Here is an 18,068-nt window from a genome sequence, read left to right on the forward strand (position 1 = left end):
CTTACCTCCTGCCAGAGGACGACTTCGAAGCCCCGCCGGGTCCCCATTCCGGCGGGGCTTCTTGCGATTGACGGCATAGTCGACGAAAACGTCAGCGGAAAGGTGTTATGCAGGGCACCGGTGTCACCGTCGTCGGCTGGTCGGCGGCGGCGCCGGATTGCGGAGCATGCGGCCGAGGAGGTTAACGGCTTGGCGCCGAAGACGGACCCGGACATGGGCGTGGACAGTGGCTGTGAAACCACCGTCCTTCCAACCCTCCGCTGCCACCTGCCGCTCACCTTCCTTCCTGCTGTTCTGCCTGCCGAAGCAGGCCAGCAACCAGGCCGGCTGAGCCATCCCCCAGGTCCCGGCCACGACGTCGGCGGGACCTGGGCCTCAGTCCTCCTTGTCCTCGCCGACTTCGGCGGCAGCACAGGCCAGGCCCTGGTCCTGACCGCTAGCGATGCTGTTGAACAGGTAGCGGTCCAGGAAGTTGACGTACCGGTCATTAATCGTGGAAAGGCGGCCCACGTCCTCGCCCCTGATATCGCAGCCCTCGGCATGAAGCCGGGCGACAGCGGCGCAGGTAGGGGGCGTTCCGCACTTTGGAACATCCCGCTGTACCAGCATCTCGCGCGTCTTCGGGGGTGTGATTGAGGTGGGCGGTGGTGAGGCCGACCACGGACCCGGTGTCCGGGTAGATCTGCTCGTGGACGGCGGGGCAGCGGCCGCCGGGGTGCGTCAGGCCGCAGTGGCCCGTGCACTCGCAGCGGCCGCCTGCCCGCTCGAACCGGATCCGCGCGCCGATCTTGGGCCAGTCGCGCGGGGAGCGGTGCAGGTTCTCGGGACGGATGGGCACGGCCGGGTCACTCGCCGCTGGCGGCCTAGCGCTGCTCGAACGCCTCGATCAGTTCGCCCAGTGTGTTCGGGTCGCCGGCGGTGCCGACCCAGACCCCCGCTTCGGTCCACACCGGCACCTCGCCGGAGTCCTCGGAGTCGAACCAGCAGACCTACGGGCCGTACCGCTCGATCACGGCCGTGGCGACGGCGGCCGGGTCGGACAGCAGCGGCGCGGCCTCCAGCACGTCGAGCGTGTTGACGACCAACCACATCGGTTCGTCCGGCGTGCGGGGCAGCCGGAGGTAGCCGGTGACGCGGAGCTTGTCGCCGGGGACCAGGTCGTGGATGACCGCGTGCGCCAGCTCCGGGTCGGCGACGCTGCACGGCACGATCATCTCGTCCGTGCGCTCGTCCGTCGGGGAGACGGTGAGGCGGAACCGTGCCGTACTGCCGTGCAGGTCGCCGGGCACGGTCTCTTCCTCCAGGAAGCCGTCCAGGGCTATCGGGTCGGTGTCCACGGGTCAGCCCACCTTCCGGATCGGCGCCCGGTGGGCGGTGTCGTACGCCTCCAGGACCCGCTTGGGCACCATGCCCTGGTCGGCGACCTGGTGGCCGTTGGCGCGCGCCCACGTCCTGATGGCGGAGACCTGACGGACACGAACCCGCTTGTACATTCTGTAACAGTTCAAAGCGTGACAGGGTGGCTCCGCTGAATCCGCCACCAAACTACAGTGGTCAATGGCCGCCTCCGTGGTGGCCGGCAAACATGCAAGCTACTGTCCCTGTTCCTAGAACAATTCCATAGCTTGAGTGCGGCGGGCCACGGTGTGGCCCGCCGCAAATCCGTTTCCGGATTAGTGAAGGAGAGCGTCTTGCAGGTTACGATTGACGGCGTTACCTACGTCAGCCACGAGGCCCCTGTATGGAGGGACGAAAAAAGCCTCATGGCCATGTTGGATCTCGCTCCCTTTGACCTTCAAGGGATGCGCGAGCAGCTTTGGCTTCGGCAGGTCGGGGTTGAAGGCAACTACGAGGTTTGTTGTATCCCCTTTTATGCCTACGGGCTGGCGCTTGGTGATGTGGTCCAGAAGAACGAGTCGGGAAACATTGACCGGTTGATCAGGAAGTCAGGTCGCCGTGCCCTTCGCATTCTCTTTGCCGAGCCCCGGCCTTTGTCGGATTCCCGATCTGCGCTGCGTAGGGCTGTGCATATTGCAGGGCTCTTGAGTGAGTGGAACGGCGACCGTCATGTAGCGATTGATGTACCAAACCTCTCGGCGATGCAGCCGATCTTCGACTGCGTTCAAGGGGAAATTCAGGGCGGAACGGCTTTCTGGGAATGGAGCGATGCTAGGGAATTCAATTCGCCCTGACGGCCTCTGTCTATTGGCCTGCTAGTCGCGATTGCCGCCGTCGCTGTACAGCCATACCAGGGGTTGCGGCTTAACATATACACCCAAGAAGGGGCCTCGCCGAACGTGGCGAAGTCCCTGAGCGTCCTGGCGCCAACCTCCGGAGGTGGAGTCGGTCCCGGTAGCATGACCACCTCTGAACCGCCACATGGTGAAAATAGTGGATCAGGTGACTCCGAGGAAATCAATCCCATGACGTCAGCGCTAAGCCATCAAAGGGCAATGGTCATGAACCGTTGAATGTGGCCCGCCGATTCACCGGCGGGCTGCTCTTTGTTTCCGCTACAGTAAGTGGCGAATAATCGGCCCACCCGGCTTCGGGTGGACCGATTCCAGGGCAGTCCTCGAGGGAACGGAGCCTCCTTCGCGCGGCCTACGTGGCGGAGATGGCAAACCAAGCTCACAGCTGTGTCCAGCTGCGGGGTTCGGTACTTCCTGCGAGTGGTGTCCACACTTTGGCGTGGGGGCCTTGGGTTTCGATGTCTTCGAGGATGGCGGCGCCGAGGGGGACGTGAGCGGCGAGCTGACGGACCAGGTCGTGGTCGGCGGTCATGTGCCGCAGGTCTGTGATCCGGTGGGCGAGGGTGGGGCGGGGGGCTCCGGTGAGGATGAACAGGATGCGTGGGAAGCGGGGGTAGGTGCGTTGCCAGGCCAGCATGGCGGCTTGGTCGGCGACGGTTCCGCGCCTGCCGATCGGTTGGGGGGTGTAGGCGTGGAAGCGTGCGTAGGTGATGAGTTTTCGGGCGAGGCGTTCGCTGCTCATGGTGGCTCGGTCGATTTCCACGAAGGCTCGGTATTGCAGGCGGCGCGGTCGGGTGGCGGTGTAGTGGAGGACGGCGTCGGCGATGAGCCGGTCTTCGCCTCCTGTGTCGGGGAGGCGGTGGGTGACTTCTGGCACCCAGTCCAGTGGGTGGTACTCGTCTCCCCGGGTGCGGGCTTGGGTGAGGAAGGCGAGGTGGGCGCGGACTCCGGTCAGGGTGTGGGCGGCGCGCAGGGATGCGGCGGCCGGTGAGGGGATCGGGGCGGAGGTCCGTCCGCGTAGTTCGGGCCAGTCACTGACCGTCTGGTGTCCGGCGGGGGTGAGGAAGTGGGCCTGTAGGCCGCTTTTGCCCAGGGCGGTCTGGTCCGTGAGTCCTTGCTCGCGCAGCGGAACCAGCACTTTGTGGATCTTTCGAGGTGGGGTGTCGGGGGTGAGCATGTGGTGGATCTGGTTGGTGGTCAGCAGCCGGTGCTGGGCGATCAACGCGAGGGCCTGGTGGGCGTGGGTGTCCTCGGTGGGGGGCTGGAGCATTGAAGCGGTGGTCATGCGTACTGCTCTCCTTCGGGGGCGGCAGAGTGGCCGGACGTCGTTGCTTGGGTGCTGCTGGCGGTCAGGAACCCGCGGACCTGATCCTCTTGGGCCAGGGCCATGGCGGTCCGCTCTGTAAGGGGCAGGGCGCCGGCGTTGGTATGGGCGGTTTTGCGCAGGGCGCCGGTCTTCTTGGGCTCGGCGCGATGCCCGAAGACCTCGCTGAGTTCGGGGCCCCGGATCGGCAGGGGTCCGATGCGTTCGCCGTCGACGGTGAAGGAGGCGTAGTGCCGCCAGCGCTCCAGACCGGCGATGTCGCGTGGGGTGATGGTGTCGGGCCACTGGCTGGTGATCTGGGCGATGGCTTCGACCGATCCGGCCGTGGTGGACAGGCAGGAGGCGTTTTGTATGAGGGCGGCACGGGTCGCGGGACTGAGGCGGTGCAGGAGTTGGGTCATGCCGTGCAGGCGGCATCCGAACTTGCGCAGCTGCTCGGTGATCTCCGCGAGCACGGTGGAGGACTGCTGGTCGAGGGAGATCAGCTCGTCCAGGTAAAAACGGAAGGAGCGCCGCTGCCGCTCGGGAAGGTCGCGCCGGGAGAGGCCGGCGCGCAGGAAGTCGTGGACCAACAGGGAGGTCAGCAGTCGGTCGGTGGGTCCCGTTCCGGACGGGCAGATCCACACCACCTGGCCTTCGTCCATGGCGCGGCGGATGGCGTAGCCGCTGACGGGGCAGCCCAGGAAGGCGCGCAGGACGGGTGAGGAGCCGAGGCGTTCCAGCGGGTTCAGGACGGTGGGCAGTGCCTCCCGGGGCAGGTCGGGGAAGCTGCCCTTCCACCACTGTTGGGCCTCTACGTCCAGGGTCGCGACGGCGAGCCGGCGGAAGGTGCTGTCGGTCAGCAGCGCCCTGGCGTGGAAGATCGTGGCCTGCTGCTCGGGTACCTGCGCGGCGATGGCTTGGGTGTTGACGGCGACGAGGGCCTCGACGGCTTTGGTGAAGATGGTCAGCGCACGCGGCGCGGTGATGTCATTCCATCCCAAGGCGCCGGCGAATGCCTCGACGACCGCGGCGGTCACCTCGTGAGGCGGCTGCCCGTCGCTCATGTCCAGTACGTTCCAGCAGCCGAGCAGGTCCTGGCCGTCGCGGACGGTGAGGTCGAACAGGGCGACGCGGTCGATGATGGCGGGGTGTGCGAGGTAGCGGGCGACATCGCCGAAGGAGTCCCCGTGCGGGTCCACGAATACCAGGCCCCGCCCGTTGTGGGCGCTGGCCACAGCGTGGACCTGGGCGCGCATGGTTTTGCCCCAGCCAGCCTTGCCGGACTGTACTTCGAAGAGGGTGTCGTCCTCGCGGGTGGCCAGCAGCCGTTCCCGGCCGTCCGCTTCCCGGTACCAGCCCTGCGGCAGCAGATCCCTGCCCAGCGCGTAGGTGGGCATGTCGGCCTCCAGTACCGGCACACGGGCCGCGGCGGTGGGCGGCTTGAGCAGCCCGGCCAACTCCTCGACGTGCGCCCACCCTCCACGGGCCGGGCGCACCACGCCGGTCGACCACTGCTCATCGAACCGGTCCCGCCACGGCCGCCGGTCAGGCCCGAAACGCACAGGCCCCACGGCGAAGCCGAGTGACGACAGACGCGAAGCGCCCGCATAGACGTCCAGGGCCGCGCCGATCCGCGTCAGCCGGCTCTCCGCCCGCCCCTCCTCATCGGAGGCGCAGCGCACCAGGATCTGCACCCGCACCAACCCGGGCGTGTGCGCGAGCTTGCCCAGCACCACATCCCGCTCTACCCGCCGCGGCTGGGGGGACATCACCATCTGCCCGCGGGGACGGCCGCTCCATTCGGCCGGATCCAGCAACCGGCCCACAGCGACCGGAACACTGTCGGTGGATTCCCGGGTCAGCCATCGGGCCTCCTGCCTCGCTTCACGCCGGGCCTGCTCCCGGGCGCGCTGCATCGCCTGGAAACGGCGCACGGCCAGGTGCCGGCGGGAGGCAGGGGAGAGGTCCACACACACCTCGGCGAGATCCCCCAGTTCAGCGCGCAGATCGGCGACGGCGTCGATCAGCGGCTGCAACGGGTCCGGATCCAGGGGCACATCGCGCAGTTTCGAGCCGGGCTTGCCGTGCAGGGTGAACACGGCGCGCACCACGTGCTCGCGGTGCTTGTCGGCCACCGCAGGGACCGGCTTGGCCTGCACACGATGACCGTAGGGCGTCTGCTTGATCAGGTCGTACGCCGTCCGCGGCGCCTCGATCCGGTACGTCAAAGGTCGAACCCCGTCCGCGCGCAAACGCACCCGCACAGAGCGGGCCCGGCGTGGGGTCCACCACGGACCCGAGCCGGCCGCCCGGACCAGCTGAATGCCTTGCCGCCAGATCTGTTCCGGGCTTGCCTCGAACTCGGGGGTGGGAACCAGCTCCAGATAGGTGCGCCGGGACAGTGCCTCGGCGGTCAGGCGACGTTGCACCGCCTCCCATGCCCACAGTGCTATCCCGGCCACCACGGTGAGCCACCACACGTTCGCACGCGCCCATCCGGCCACCGACGTCAGAGCGTCGATGAGCGAGCCGGCCAGGGTGAACATATTGGACGCTGTCACGAGATCCTGGTCCATGACCTGTCTCCGTTCTGGGCGAAGGTGACGGTCGCGGTGCGTCCGTCGAGGAAGGTCCCGGCCGGGTCGGCTCCGGCCCACACCAGCCGCACCACCGCCCGAAGGGGGTGCTGCGCGTGGGGATCCACGGCCGGCGTGTTGTCGCGGCGGGCGGTGGCGGCCTGGATACGGACCTGGCTGTAACCGGCGGTCTCGCCGAGCCAGGCCGTACGCCCCAGGTCCAACAACCGCTGCTCCTCGTCGGCCGGTAGGTCCCGGGTGCTGGCCTGGTCGAGGGCCTGTTGGATGAGCGGGTCGGCGGCGGGCCCGGATCCCGGCGGAGGCAGTTCCTGCCGCACCGGCTCGCCGGCGGACGAAGCCTGGGGAGCCGACTGGGGCGGGATGGCGGTCATCCCGGCGGGCGCCGTGGTGTCGGGCCCGTCGTTCTCGGGATGCGAGGTGGCCGCGGCCGGGGAGGTTGGCATGGGGGGTCCGGTCGGCTTTGCGGTCCGGGCTGGTGCCGTTGCGGCCGGGGTCCGACCGGCGGGCGCCGGTGGTTCGGCGTGGTGGAGTCCCGCGTACGTCAGGAAGACACCGGCGGTGGTGAGAAGGCAGGCGGCGGCGAGGATGCGGCCGCCGCTCCACGGGGATCGGGTCACAACAACCTCGTTCCGCCCGCGTAGTCGGGCATGGCGGTGACGGGGTCGATCTGAACTGTTTTGCCGGGTCGTGGTGCGTTGATCATTTTTCCGTCGCCGAGGTAGATCCCGACGTGGTGGATGGTCGAATCGGATGTGGGGTCGTATCCGTAGAAGACGAGGTCGCCGGGGGCCAGGGCTGCGAATCCGGCGGAGGCGGGGATCCGCCGCCCCACACCGGCTTGTTCGGATGCCGTGCGCGGGAGGTTGATCCCGCTCGTGGCGTAGGCGTATTGGGTCAGCCCCGAGCAGTCAAAACCGACCACGGTGCGGCCGTCCTGCCCGCCGGGGGAGCAGCAGATCCCGCTGCCGGGACCTTGTGGTCCGCCGCCGCCCCAGGAGTAGAGCACGCCTTGCTGGGCGAGTGCGGCCTGGATGACGGCGCCGACGTTGCCGGAGGGGAGGGCGGGCAGCCGGCCGAGGGCGTCGTAGCGGTCGATGCCCGACAGCACGTCATCGACGTACGCCCAGGACTGGTTGTAGGTGTGGATCGCGGCACGCAGCTGCTCGCGGTCGGCCAAGTCGCGGCCGTTGCCGCACAGGTAGACGGCCGCTGTGACGGCGGCGTCGTCCGCGTTGTGCGGGCTGGTCACTCCGTCTTTGTTGCCGTCCTTGCCGTAGGCGCGGAAGGTGTCGGGCAGGAACTGGAATGGGCCCACCGCCCGCTCGTATCGGGTGTCGCCGTCCCACTGTCCGCCGTCGGTATCCGTGATGGCGGTGGTGTTGCCGCCGGCCCCTGATCCGTCGAGACGTGGCCCGGTGATGGGCGGGGTGATGTCCCCACCCGCCGAGACCGTGTGGCCGGCAGCGTGGTCGGATTCCACGCGGGCGATCCCGGCGAGGACCTGCCACCGCATCCCCTTGCACGTACCGACGTACGAGGTGACCTGCGCGGCGCCGGTCATGTAGGCGGCCAGCATCCGTTGCGGGATTCCGGCTGCCGCTGCGTTGACCGCACCGCCGCCTTTGCGGTCGCCGGCGGCGGCGGACAACAGTACCGGCCCGGTGCAGCAGGCGGTGGCCACCAGCAGCAGCACACTCAGGCATCCCAGCTTCTTCCACCGTTTCACTGCTCACCGCCTTCGCGTCGGCGGCGCTCGGCGGCGCGGGCGTCGAACATCGCGCGCAGCCGTGCCGCGTTCGCCTCCGCCTGGGCGTCGGTCGGATTCCGGGTCGCCGACCCGGACTCCGCCCCCGACCTGGACGTTGTTTCGGAGCGGCGCGAGCGGACGGGTGCCGGTGAGGCGGGAGGCGACGGCGGGTGCGGCCGGCTGGGGTGGCCGGATTCGATCCGAGGGGCCGAAAGGCTGGTGCGCGGCGCGGCGGTTGCCCGGCCGTCGGAGGCCAGGGGGGCGGTGGCGATGGCGGCGGCCAGGGCGGTGTTGCGGACGGATCCCATGGGGTCGTGGACCTGCCAGGCGGTGGCGAGGACCTGTCCGGTGTGATCGACGCCGTTGCGCAGGGCGCGGCCGCCGTCGGTCCAGCGGCCAGCGTCCTCGCGTACCCCGTTCGCCGCGACGCGCAGCTGGGTGCGGGCGTCCTCGGTGAACTGGGAGCCCGCCTGCCGGGCACGTCCCAGATTGCGGGGCAGACCCAGCGTCGCGCCGTAAGCGAGGCGGGCGGTGCGGGAAGCGACGCGGTAGCCGCGCAGTCGCGATGCCCGCGCGTGCAGTCGTGATCCCAGCAGCGGCCGATCGGTTGCCGGATCGTGCAGGACCTCACCGGTCCACTGGTCCACCACCATTTCCCCGCGACCCCCCGCATGACCGGTGCTCCCGCCGTTGGCGGCCGACCGGAATTGGGCGGCCGCAGGGTGCTGCCCGGGCTTGGGACCGATCAACGCGGCGTGCGCGCCACGCAGGGCCACGGCCAGGGGTGCGACACCGCGCCGCCCCTCGGCCAGTGCGTCACCGAGCAGCCGGCCGGGGGACATCGGCATCCCACTGCCGTCGCTCAGCGCGGCAAGGCTTCCCAAAGACCGCAGCCGGGCACCGAACGCGCCGTGCGCGGCAGAGAAACCCCCTCCGATCTCGCTGAAACGGCCGGCACCTGAGGGGCCGTGCATGGACAGGGCTGCGCCCAGCTCGGAGTTGTCACCGGTCAGGTGGCTGCCGCCGATCTTCTTGAAGCGCATGCGGGTGGCCATGTGCTGCCCGAACCCGGCCGTCGCGGCGAGGATGCGGCGGTGCATGATCAGGAACGCGACGGCGAGGGCGTCGACCAGTAGAAGCCGTTCCACCATCAGATCGGGGCCGCTGTCGGAGAGCAGTGCGTCCACGGCGATGCCGAAGAGCGGCAGCGCCATCGCGGCCATGAACGAGACCAGGGCGGACACGATGAAGACGCCCAGCCACCGCCACAACAGCATCCGGGACGGACCGGGGAGCATAGCCCACACCCAGGCGATCGGGCCGCCGGCCGCGGCGGCGGCATCCGCGCCCTGGGCGCCGAACATCACCACCGCCATCGAAACGATCATCAGGGCCACGACGATGACCGCGACCAGCAGCGCGACGACCGACCAGACCCGGTCCCACGTCGGCTGCTTGGCGTAGGCGGCGCAGGCCTTGCCGACCGGACCGGCCTTGCCCAGCTCGTCGAGGAGCGTCGCGAAAGCGGAGTCCTTGCTGCGTGTGGCATCGCCCCGGTTGCAGTACTCCTTCGCCGGACCGAACAGAAGCCGACACGGGTCCTCGGGCTTCTTGGCGACTCGGCGCTCGCAGGATTCCTTGAGCGGCCCGAAGACTCCCTCGCACTTGGAAGGGTCCGTGCTGCCCTCGGCCCTGTCGGGCCGGCTGCTGTTGACCCACTTCACGTGCGCCTTGTACGCGGCGGCGTCGTCGGGGTTCTTGGGGTCGAGGATGCGGCCGTACTGGAGCAGCATGTAGGGCTTGACCACCAGTGCGTCGGTGAGTGCCTTCTGGATGGGGTCGACCACTGTTTCCGCGCTCGCCTGCTCGTGGACGCAGTTCGGGGCCGATGGGCCGGCCGCGCTGGCGCAGTCGCGGCTGGTACGGCCGGGGCTGCTGAAGTAGGAGCCGGTGGTGATCGATGCGACTTCGAGGGCGGCCTGGTGTGTCTGGTCGAGCGGTCCGTCCTTGCCGAGCAGGTAGTCGGGGCGGATGAAGGCGCTGGCGGCCAGCGCTGCGATGACCAGGGTCATGGCGATCTCCCCCAGGCCCGTGCCGACTTTCCCGCGGACGAAAAGGATCAGCCCGAACACGAAGGCCCAGGACAGCAGCAGCCCTTCAAGCCCCAGGGCGCCCACGACGTGCATCTTGTAGGCGTCGGCGAGGTGCTGCGCGGGCCCGGTCAGCAACGTGAGGAGCGGGAACTTGAAGACGAATCCGATCAGCCAGCAGCACAGTCCCACCAGCAGCCGGACCAGGGTGAACAGGCCGCTCATCACCAGGCGCTGGGTGTGCCCGACCACGTCGATGGGAGGGGCGCCGGTCGTGAGCGTGTCGACGGCGCTCATGGCGGGGATGGTGTCCGGCGCGGCGACGACCGCCTCCAGCTGGTAGCCGCTGAGCGGCGCATCCTCGCCGGTCATGACGTCCAGCGGACCGAGCAGGCCACCGCCGACGGCGGTTCCGTCGGCGGCGGCCGCAACCGCCGTGTTCGTCACCAGGAACACGACGGTGAGCAGGGCGACGAATCCGGCCGAGCGCAGGGTGCCCCGGTCTATGTCGAATCGGGCCATCACAGGCGCCGTTCTGCCGTGGTCACGAGGCCGATGGCGGCCGCGACGGCAACGGTGGAAAACAGCAGCAGCATGGCCTTGCCGTCCAGCGGCGGGGATGAGAGGGCTGCCGCTGCCGAGGGGCCAGGCGCTGCGACGGACTCGCCGGGAAGGGACCGGCACACGTCTCGGGCGGGGCCGGCGATCAGATCGCACCGGTCACCGGCGGAGGTGACCGGGACCATGTGTGCGGCTGCGTCGTACGGGCGGGTGTGGGGCATGGCCCATGCGGCGACGGTGCAGGTCAACAACATGAGAGTGACTGCAGCAGTGATCAGCAGCCGGACAGTGGCGATGCGGGTCATGAAGTCCCCCCGGCGGCCGCGCGGGTGGCGCGACCGGGTGTGGTGAAGATCTTTTCTCTGATGCGGGGCACGGGCGGAACGACGATCTTGATTCGTCCGACCTGCATGCGCGGATCGCGCAGGAACATCTCGCCCTCGCGCCCGCTTTGGCCGATGGGGGAGAGGCCGGTGGTGACCATCCGTACGAGGTCTTCGTCGTCGCCGTCCAGCCCGATGAAGCGAAGACCCTTGGCGGCGCGGACGCTGTCGGTGGTGCGGGCGAGGAAGCGGTAGGCGATCAGGGCTGCGTCGTTGCCGAGCTCGGCTTCGTCGGGGGCGCCGAGGAAGCATCCGGCGCCGTGCTTGCGGCCGTCGTGGAGGATCTCGTGGACCAGCGCGGATCCCTCCGCCGAGGAGGTCAGCCAATACACCTCGTCCATCGAGACCAGACAAAAACGCTGAGGATCGGTGAAAGCGGCCTGCCGGGCGATTGCCGCGATCAGATACAGGACGGCCCGGCCGATCAACGCCTCCAGCGGCTGTTGGCGCAGCACCTCGGCGTCGGCGAATGCCTCCTTCGGGGGAAGGGTGAGTCCGGTGGTGGTGATCACCACCAGGTCGGCGCCCAGATCCCCGTCCAGGGTGACCGGCGGCAGGTCCGGGTCGAACACCATCGCCGCCAGGGGGTTGCCGCGCACGATCCGCAGCAGGTCCGCCATGGTGGCGGCCGCATCCGCACGCGTGGTCGCGCTGCCCACCTTGGCCAGGTCGTCGAGGACATCCAGAACCTTGCCCATGGACGGTTCCGGGCCCGCGCACACCTCTTGGACCGCGTGGTGGAGCACCGCCCCGGCGGCGGTCATCGCACCCACCCCCAGCTGCAAGGTGAGGTAGGACAGCGCGTAGTGGGCGCCGACCGGGCCGCCGAACACGCGCAGAGGGTCGATGGACACCTCGGCGCGGGCGGCGTCGATGACCTCGCACCGCTCGCCCACCGCGGCCCGCCCGAAGGTGGCCCACTCCCGGATCGGGGTTCGGTCGATGACGATCGCCCGGCCGCCCTGGTCGACCACCGCCGCCGTGACCAGCTTTTCCAGCACGCTCTTGCCGGCGCCGAGGTCGCCGACCACGGCCAACGACGCGGACGCGTTGACCTGCGGGGCGTCGGCCGGGTTCAGCAGGACGGGGCGAATGGTGCCGGAGTCCAGGTCGTGACCGATCATCATTCCGGCCGGGTCCCCGACCCTCGACAGGGTGAAAGCGCCGGCCGCGGCCCAGTCCTCCGACAGCTGGTGCTGTGTGAACTGGGTGAGTTTCGCAGCCCGCGGGCCGCCGGGCAGTGACAGGGCGAACAGCTCCTCCTGCATGCCGTAGGGGCGCTCCACCCGGTAGTCGCCCCCCGACAGGGCCGCGGACAACTCCCGCGCCCGCGCGTCACAGGTGTCGGCATCCGACCCCCACACCGACAGCACCGTCACGGACTGGACCTCGACCTCCACTGACGTCCGCGCCATCCGGGCGTCTTGCTCGGCGAGATCCCCGGCCGCCTCGGGAAGCGAATGCGGCATCCCGGTCGGCTGCGCACCGTACTGGTTGGCCTGGTCCAGGAGTTCGCGCTTCTTGCGCTGGACCTGGGCGCGGGCCTTCTTCGCAGGCACGATGCGCAGGTCCATCGCCACGTCGATCGGGAACGGCAGGTGCTCCAGCTGCGCGAGGACATCGGCGCGGTCCACAGCCATCGCGGGCGGGAGCTCGGCGAGCACGAGGTGGCACTGGTAGCCGGTCCCTGCCTCGGATTCGACCTGCAGCCACCGCCGGCCCAGAGGCGAGAGGGTTCCGGCCTTGCGCCACCACGGCCGCTCGGCGGCCTTCGCCTTGCCCCGGACGTCGGTGTCCTGCCCGCCTTCGGACAGACGGATCTGCCCCAGGTCCGCGTAGGAGGGGGAGGTGAGCCGGCCCTCGTGGACGCGGCTGCCGTAGAGCGGGCTGTGCTCCGCGTCCGACAGCAGCGGCTCCTGCGCGAGGCCTCGGTGGACGGCGTGCTGCACCATCCACACGATCTCCGCCGGGGAGGCGGGCCGTAGCCCGAGCCCGCCGCCGAGGGCGGTTTGGATGCGCTCGGCCTCCGCGAACGCCGCCTTCAGTTCCGCCTCGGGCACCGGCACCGCAGGGAGATCCAGGGCTGCGGACAACTCCCCATAGAGGGCATTGAGCGACGCGGTCATGGCCCCGGCCCGGCCCGGAAGGGGCACGGCCAGCCACAGCGTCCGCTCGTGCATCTCCTCCCCGGCCAGCAAATCGACGGCGGCCGCGCAGGTCTGCGACCACGCGGGCAGGCGCTCCCAGTCCAGACCGGCCACCATCCGCTGGGCGATCTCACCCGGATCGGTACGCGCCGCCAACACGAACAAACGGGGTTCCATGGCGGGCATCGACCGCACCAGGGAGGTGACCCGGTCGAGGAGGTCCTGACGAACCTGCGCCGGCAGGTAGCCGCCGGGCAGCGGTGTCACCCGCCACACCGCCCACACCCGGGCGGAAGCCGACCACAGCAGATGACCGGCAATGTGCCGAAACGGGGTACGCATCACGCCGCCCTCCTCTCGGAGTCCGCGAGCAAGGAGGCCAGGCCCGACCCGGCAACCACCCGCCCCGACACAGCAGGCAGCCGCACCAGCAACCCGCCCCCTCCACACACGGCCTCCTCGGCGGCAGACGAGGACGCGCCGAGCGGCACGGAGCCGGAGACGGGGGCGGCGGCCTGGATGACGAACCGGCCGCACAGGTAGGAGGGACGGCGATCACGCGCGATCCGGCCGCCGATCCGCCCCGCCGGGTGCCGCAGCAACAGCACCAACACCCCGGCCGCGGCGGTGAACGGGTTCTGACCGGCAATCTGTGCACCACGCGCCGCCCACACCGCCACCAGCCACAACACGACCGGCACCGGACCGGCCCACGACCACCAGCCGTAGCCCTTGATCAACGCGAACGCCCCACCACCGAGGATCACCAACTGCGCCGGGCTGTACGGGCCGAACCAGATGACCCAATCCCCGAGCTTGCCCAGCACCCACGGGTGGCGGCGCGCACCGGTGTAGACGCGCGCGATCCGGGGCCGCGCCGCCGCGCTCACAGGATCTTCCCGTCCGCACGGGACCGCGGGGCCGGATCGAGGGGAGCGGAACCGGTCGACGGGTTCTTGATTTTGTCGGAGAAGAAGCCTGCCAGGGTGTCGCGAGAGCTGTAGATGCCCAGCGCGATGGCCATGGCGAGCAACGCGCCGATGCCGGCCTTGAGGGAGAACTGCCGGCAGATGGTCACCAGGACGATCACCACAAGGGCGACCTTGAGGCCCCGATCGGCCCACTTGCCCAACATGTCGAAGAGGCCGTCGCCGAGGGTGTCGAGCTGGCTTGCGAGGAACATCGTGTTCATCGGGTACCCCCGGCGATGGGCGTGGCGGAGGGGGACGCGACGCCAGCAGGCATCGGGGCGGGCGATCCGGTGTCCAGGGCGCTGATCTCCCAGCGGCCTGCGCGGGCGGTCACGGTCAGGTGGTACTCCAGCGGCCAGCGGGTGCCGGCCCGGTCTTCGCCCTCGATACGGCCCCGGACCCGCGCCTTCGTGCCGTCGGCCGGAACGTCCTTGCCACCGGCCGTCTCCGTGTCGGCGGCGATGTCCTGGACCTCGACCCGCGCGTAGGACGCGGCCCTCGGCGCGTACAGGCGCGTCCCCGGCGACAGGTACCGCTCCAAGCCCGCCCCCTGCCCACCCGCCCCGGCGAGGTAGGTCCGCAGGAACTGCCCGAGGGAGACGGCCAGGGGACCGGTGGAGGGGACGGGGTGGTCGAATACGGAGGTGCTGGCCGGGGCCGCTTCGGGGGCCGATACCTCGGCGGGCGATCCGGTGATCACCAGCGGCCCGTCGTCCTTGCCGCCGGTGCCGCTGACGGCGAAGTACCGGACCGCGGGCTGGACGACGACCGCGCTGTCCGTGGTGCCGGTGCCCGGCGCGGGCTCATGCTGCTCGTCGGTGACGGCGGCGACAGTCACCGTCCACCCACCGCCAGGCAGGCGGACGGTCCGCAGGGCGGTCACCCGCACCGCCTCCGGCGCCCTGGCTTCACGGGCACGGGCGGGGAGTTCGGCCTGAGGAGCCATCGCCCGCACCGCCGCCCCCACCGGGTTGTCGGGCGCGGCGGCGTCGGCGCGCAGCCACAGTTCCACGAAGTGCGAGGCCGTCCCGGCCGGATCGGCCTGAGGACGTGCGGCGCTCGGGGTCGGGGCGGGGGCCGCCTGCGCGACGGTCCCGGACGGCGCGGCCAGCGCGACCATCAAGGCGAGGGGGCCGGCCGCGAGCGCCGTCCAGATGCCGATACGGGCCAGGCGCGGACCGCGAGAGACAGGCCTGCCGGCGGGAACGGTCTCCGGCCGCGAGGCGCGCAGCGGCGTCGAGGACGCGATCCGGCGGGCGGGACGTTCCCGGCCGGGAGGAAGAGTGCGACGACGTGCCATGAAGATGCCTTCCGAGGAGGAGCGGACTTGCTTGCCCCCAGACAACGGCGGCCTCCTCACCGGTCCGATCACCACGACAACCCCCGCACCATCACGGCTGCGACACAGCTGTCGTGGTGAGTCACCGGTGACTCACCACCACCTCCCCACCGCAGGTCACAGCCCTGCCCGCCCGCAACTCACCGGCCTCGTGGTGACATCACCACCGCCAAGTCACCACCTGGCGGGCACTCACCGACGGCGGTGGTGAGTTACCGCTCCGGCTGGTGAGCGGCCGACGGCCCGGACAGTTGTCGGGGAACATCCCTCGTGCGGGGCGCCTTCAGGGCAAGCCCGTGTCGTCCGGGCCGCAGGCGGCCTTGACCGGCCATGAACACCAAGTACCCTCTGCTCGCCGCCGCGGCCGCGCTCGCCGTCCTCTCCGCAACGACCCCCGCCACAGCGACCCCGGCCGCCGCGCCCGGCTACCGCTGCTCGACCAGCACCCAGACGATCGACGACGCCGGATACTCCGGCCCCGCACCCGACAACTGGGACGTGACCATCGAGACGTGCGCGGCCCGCTCCGGACCCACCGTCTACGCCTACGCCGACGTCCGCTGGGACGGCCCGCACTTCTACTCCACCACCGATGCGACGATCTTCGATGGGGCCAAGGTCCGACTGCAGATCATGGCTTCCCGGGAGGGCACCGACCCGGTGGTGGCGGAGAGGGATTTCCAGCTCAAGGACCGGCTGGAGACAGCCACGTCCGGTGGTGACCGGGACGGCCACTACCGCACCCCGACGATCAGCCACCGGGCGGGAAGCGGAGCGTACGCGAACGCGGTCCTCTATCTGGACTGGCACAAGGACGGGCGCGGCTACGAAGGCCACGACTACAAGGGGTCACCAACCGTCTGACAGCCCACGCCCACACCGAAGAGTGCGACGGCTGAGCGGAAGGTGGTCAGTGTGGACTGCGGGGCCGGCCGTGCGGGGCGCCAGCACCGGCCCGCAGCCGACAGGGAAAGATGTCCTGCACACTCCCGGCCTCGCCTCGGCCCTTCTTGCCGCTGGCGCGGGCCCGATTGAGGTGAAGAAGGCCACAGTCCTCGCCGCTGGCCCGCAGACACAGCCGAAATCGCTTCTGCAGCCGGTCACGCCACACCTGCCTGGCTGCGAATAGAGCTGCCCTGCGCGGTCGTATTCGATTCCTGTTCACCTGCGCGTCCCCGAGGAGACGGGTGCCGCCAGCAGGCTGCTGCGGCACTGGTCGAACTGATCGAGGAGCCAGGATGAAGAGAAGATCGTACGCGGGCGTGGGGTTGGCCCTCGCGCTCAGCGTGATACCGGCCTCCGCCGGGACGGCGAACGCGGGCGACTCGGGACACGGGGCCCAAACGCCGTTCTCGCTCGCCGTGTACGGCGATGCCCCGTACGGCACCTCACCCACCGACACCTCCGAGTGCGACGCGACACCGGCGTTCGTGGCCAACGTCAACGCGGACCCGGACGTCAGCAGCGTGATCCACGTCGGTGACATCCACTCCGGTAAGCAGTACTGCACCGTCGCGTACGACCAGTCCGTCGCCGCCCTGTGGAAGACCTTCACCGACCCGCTGGTCTACACCCCCGGCGACAACGAGTGGGCTGACTGCCATAAGGCCAAGGAGGGCGACGGCACGTACAACCCGCTCACCGGGCAGATCGACCCCGTACTCGACCCAGCCACCGGGCAACCTGTGGACTACGCCTCCGGCAACCCGGCCGCGAACCTGAACCTGGTCCGCAAGACGTTCTTCCCCCAGCCGGGCCACACTCTCGGCAGCGGGACGCTTCGCGTCCTGTCGCAGGCACAGGTACCCAACCGGGCACACCCCGAGGACGCCAAGTACGTGGAGAACGTACTGTGGATCAAGAACGGCACCCTGTTCGTAACGGTCAACGTGCCCGGCGGCTCCAACAACGACGCCGACCCCTGGTACGGCGCGCCGACCGCCTCCGGGGAGCAGCGCGATGAGGCCGCCCACCGCACCGCCGCCGACCTGCGCTGGCTGAACACCGCCTTCGCGCTCGCCAACGCCGGCGGCATGTCGAACGTCGTGGACACGACCCAGGCCGACATGCGGGACCTGGACGGCAAGAGCGCAGAGCACGTAGCGAACTACGAGCCGGTCGTGTCCAGTCTGGCCAAGCACACGAAGAGCTTCGGCAAGCCGGTGCTCCTAGTGGTCGGTGATTCGCACGTCTACCGCTCCGACAATCCGCTCACCCAGGCCGCGCCCTGCACGGGCGACGAGGACGTCTGCGCGTACGACGCCTGGAACAGCCACCCGTCGTACGACGTCCCCAACTTCCACCGCATCGTCGTACACGGCAGCACCACCCCGCTGGAATGGCTGAAGCTGACCGTCACCCCGGGCGCCCACAACTCGACGACCGCCACCTCCTTCGGCCCGTTCACCTGGACCCGCATCACCGGGAGCTGACGCCCACCCGCGCCGCGGCGGCCCGACGCCACCCCCCCTGCCGCGTCGGGCGTCGTGCCGCTCACCGACAACGAAGACCGGGACGACGACGTCCGAGTCGTTGTCGGCGGTAACACCTAGTGACCTGAGTCAGAGATTCGGTGGCAGTAGGCGGCGACTTTGTCGAGGATCTCGTCGGCTGTCTTCGTCCAGATGAAGGGCCTTGGGTGGTCGTTCCAGTCGGCGAGCCAGGCCCGGATGTCG

The 18,068-nt window shown here is 69.8% G+C and carries 16 protein-coding genes and 1 pseudogene; 3 read left to right on the plus strand and 14 right to left on the minus strand.

Going from position 1 to position 18,068, the window contains the following annotated elements:
• Nucleotides 1-375: 375 nt before the first annotated feature.
• From E6R62_RS41885 to E6R62_RS28015, 3 genes are all read right to left on the minus strand, one after another.
• Complete coding sequence (locus tag E6R62_RS41885) at nt 376-510, minus strand: hypothetical protein (protein WP_276615664.1); 135 nt, start codon at nt 508-510, stop codon at nt 376-378.
• A 479-nt stretch (nt 511-989) separates the two neighbouring features.
• Nucleotides 990-1,337 carry a hypothetical protein gene (locus E6R62_RS28010; RefSeq protein ID WP_240801952.1) on the minus strand — a complete coding sequence of 116 codons (348 nt, stop codon included), beginning with the start codon at nt 1,335-1,337 and terminating at the stop codon, nt 990-992.
• A 3-nt stretch (nt 1,338-1,340) separates the two neighbouring features.
• Entirely contained in the window at nt 1,341-1,493 is a 153-nt protein-coding gene (locus tag E6R62_RS28015; RefSeq protein ID WP_136216261.1) for a histone-like nucleoid-structuring protein Lsr2, read from the minus strand.
• Between the two features lie 198 nt (nt 1,494-1,691).
• Here E6R62_RS28015 and E6R62_RS28020 point away from each other — a divergent pair, with 198 nt between their 5' ends.
• Entirely contained in the window at nt 1,692-2,192 is a 501-nt protein-coding gene (locus tag E6R62_RS28020) for a DUF4265 domain-containing protein (RefSeq protein ID WP_206308864.1), read from the plus strand.
• Between the two features lie 439 nt (nt 2,193-2,631).
• Here the strand turns inward: E6R62_RS28020 and E6R62_RS28025 are convergent, their stop codons facing one another.
• The 10 genes from E6R62_RS28025 to E6R62_RS28070 form a co-directional block, all read right to left on the minus strand.
• The gene (locus tag E6R62_RS28025) at nt 2,632-3,537 is read right to left on the minus strand and encodes a replication-relaxation family protein (protein WP_240801953.1); all 906 of its coding nucleotides are present in this window, start codon (nt 3,535-3,537) and stop codon (nt 2,632-2,634) included.
• A complete protein-coding gene (locus tag E6R62_RS28030; protein WP_206308865.1) occupies nt 3,534-6,134 on the minus strand; it encodes an ATP/GTP-binding protein in 2,601 nt (866 codons plus the stop codon). Before E6R62_RS28030 ends, E6R62_RS28025 begins: the two co-directional genes overlap by 4 nt.
• The gene (locus E6R62_RS28035; RefSeq protein ID WP_240801954.1) at nt 6,116-6,598 is read right to left on the minus strand and encodes a hypothetical protein; all 483 of its coding nucleotides are present in this window, start codon (nt 6,596-6,598) and stop codon (nt 6,116-6,118) included. The genes E6R62_RS28030 and E6R62_RS28035 overlap by 19 nt, the downstream gene beginning before the upstream one ends.
• 170 nt (nt 6,599-6,768) lie before the next feature.
• Complete coding sequence (locus tag E6R62_RS28040) at nt 6,769-7,881, minus strand: bifunctional lytic transglycosylase/C40 family peptidase (RefSeq protein WP_136216262.1); 1,113 nt, start codon at nt 7,879-7,881, stop codon at nt 6,769-6,771.
• The gene (locus E6R62_RS28045; RefSeq protein WP_136216263.1) at nt 7,878-10,514 is read right to left on the minus strand and encodes a hypothetical protein; all 2,637 of its coding nucleotides are present in this window, start codon (nt 10,512-10,514) and stop codon (nt 7,878-7,880) included. The genes E6R62_RS28040 and E6R62_RS28045 overlap by 4 nt, the downstream gene beginning before the upstream one ends.
• Nucleotides 10,514-10,858 (minus strand): hypothetical protein, encoded by a 345-nt coding sequence (locus tag E6R62_RS28050; protein WP_136216264.1) that lies wholly within the window; start codon nt 10,856-10,858, stop codon nt 10,514-10,516. Before E6R62_RS28050 ends, E6R62_RS28045 begins: the two co-directional genes overlap by 1 nt.
• Nucleotides 10,855-13,425, minus strand: a complete 2,571-nt coding sequence (locus tag E6R62_RS28055; RefSeq protein WP_136216265.1) for an ATP-binding protein — start codon at nt 13,423-13,425, stop codon at nt 10,855-10,857. Before E6R62_RS28055 ends, E6R62_RS28050 begins: the two co-directional genes overlap by 4 nt.
• The gene (locus E6R62_RS28060; RefSeq protein ID WP_136216266.1) at nt 13,425-13,973 is read right to left on the minus strand and encodes a hypothetical protein; all 549 of its coding nucleotides are present in this window, start codon (nt 13,971-13,973) and stop codon (nt 13,425-13,427) included. Before E6R62_RS28060 ends, E6R62_RS28055 begins: the two co-directional genes overlap by 1 nt.
• Complete coding sequence (locus E6R62_RS28065; protein WP_136216267.1) at nt 13,970-14,275, minus strand: hypothetical protein; 306 nt, start codon at nt 14,273-14,275, stop codon at nt 13,970-13,972. Before E6R62_RS28065 ends, E6R62_RS28060 begins: the two co-directional genes overlap by 4 nt.
• Nucleotides 14,272-15,354, minus strand: a complete 1,083-nt coding sequence (locus E6R62_RS28070) for a conjugal transfer protein (protein WP_136216268.1) — start codon at nt 15,352-15,354, stop codon at nt 14,272-14,274. Before E6R62_RS28070 ends, E6R62_RS28065 begins: the two co-directional genes overlap by 4 nt.
• A 369-nt stretch (nt 15,355-15,723) precedes the next feature.
• Here E6R62_RS28070 and E6R62_RS28075 point away from each other — a divergent pair, with 369 nt between their 5' ends.
• Together E6R62_RS28075 and E6R62_RS28080 are read left to right on the plus strand one after the other, a co-directional pair.
• Entirely contained in the window at nt 15,724-16,257 is a 534-nt protein-coding gene (locus tag E6R62_RS28075; RefSeq protein WP_136216269.1) for a hypothetical protein, read from the plus strand.
• 374 nt (nt 16,258-16,631) lie between these two features.
• The gene (locus E6R62_RS28080; protein ID WP_136216270.1) at nt 16,632-17,825 is read left to right on the plus strand and encodes a hypothetical protein; all 1,194 of its coding nucleotides are present in this window, start codon (nt 16,632-16,634) and stop codon (nt 17,823-17,825) included.
• A 116-nt stretch (nt 17,826-17,941) separates the two neighbouring features.
• On the opposite strand, the pseudogene E6R62_RS41280 reads toward E6R62_RS28080, so the two are convergent.
• A pseudogene (locus E6R62_RS41280) lies at nt 17,942-18,068 on the minus strand (IS630 family transposase); the annotation flags it as partial.

The sequence above is a fragment of the Streptomyces sp. A1136 genome, assembly GCF_004795055.1.
In the GTDB taxonomy this organism is placed as follows: domain Bacteria; phylum Actinomycetota; class Actinomycetes; order Streptomycetales; family Streptomycetaceae; genus Streptomyces.

Coding starts and splice junctions, on each gene's coding strand:
- E6R62_RS28030 (WP_206308865.1), bottom strand. CDS start 6,134: ATGGACCAGGATCTCGTGACAGCGTCCAATATGTTCACCCTGGCCGGC.
- E6R62_RS28080 (WP_136216270.1), top strand. CDS start 16,632: ATGAAGAGAAGATCGTACGCGGGCGTGGGGTTGGCCCTCGCGCTCAGC.
- E6R62_RS28025 (WP_240801953.1), bottom strand. CDS start 3,537: ATGACCACCGCTTCAATGCTCCAGCCCCCCACCGAGGACACCCACGCC.
- E6R62_RS28075 (WP_136216269.1), top strand. CDS start 15,724: ATGAACACCAAGTACCCTCTGCTCGCCGCCGCGGCCGCGCTCGCCGTC.
- E6R62_RS28055 (WP_136216265.1), bottom strand. CDS start 13,425: ATGCGTACCCCGTTTCGGCACATTGCCGGTCATCTGCTGTGGTCGGCT.
- E6R62_RS28015 (WP_136216261.1), bottom strand. CDS start 1,493: ATGTACAAGCGGGTTCGTGTCCGTCAGGTCTCCGCCATCAGGACGTGG.
- E6R62_RS28050 (WP_136216264.1), bottom strand. CDS start 10,858: ATGACCCGCATCGCCACTGTCCGGCTGCTGATCACTGCTGCAGTCACT.
- E6R62_RS28070 (WP_136216268.1), bottom strand. CDS start 15,354: ATGGCACGTCGTCGCACTCTTCCTCCCGGCCGGGAACGTCCCGCCCGC.
- E6R62_RS28065 (WP_136216267.1), bottom strand. CDS start 14,275: ATGAACACGATGTTCCTCGCAAGCCAGCTCGACACCCTCGGCGACGGC.
- E6R62_RS28035 (WP_240801954.1), bottom strand. CDS start 6,598: ATGCCAACCTCCCCGGCCGCGGCCACCTCGCATCCCGAGAACGACGGG.
- E6R62_RS28045 (WP_136216263.1), bottom strand. CDS start 10,514: ATGGCCCGATTCGACATAGACCGGGGCACCCTGCGCTCGGCCGGATTC.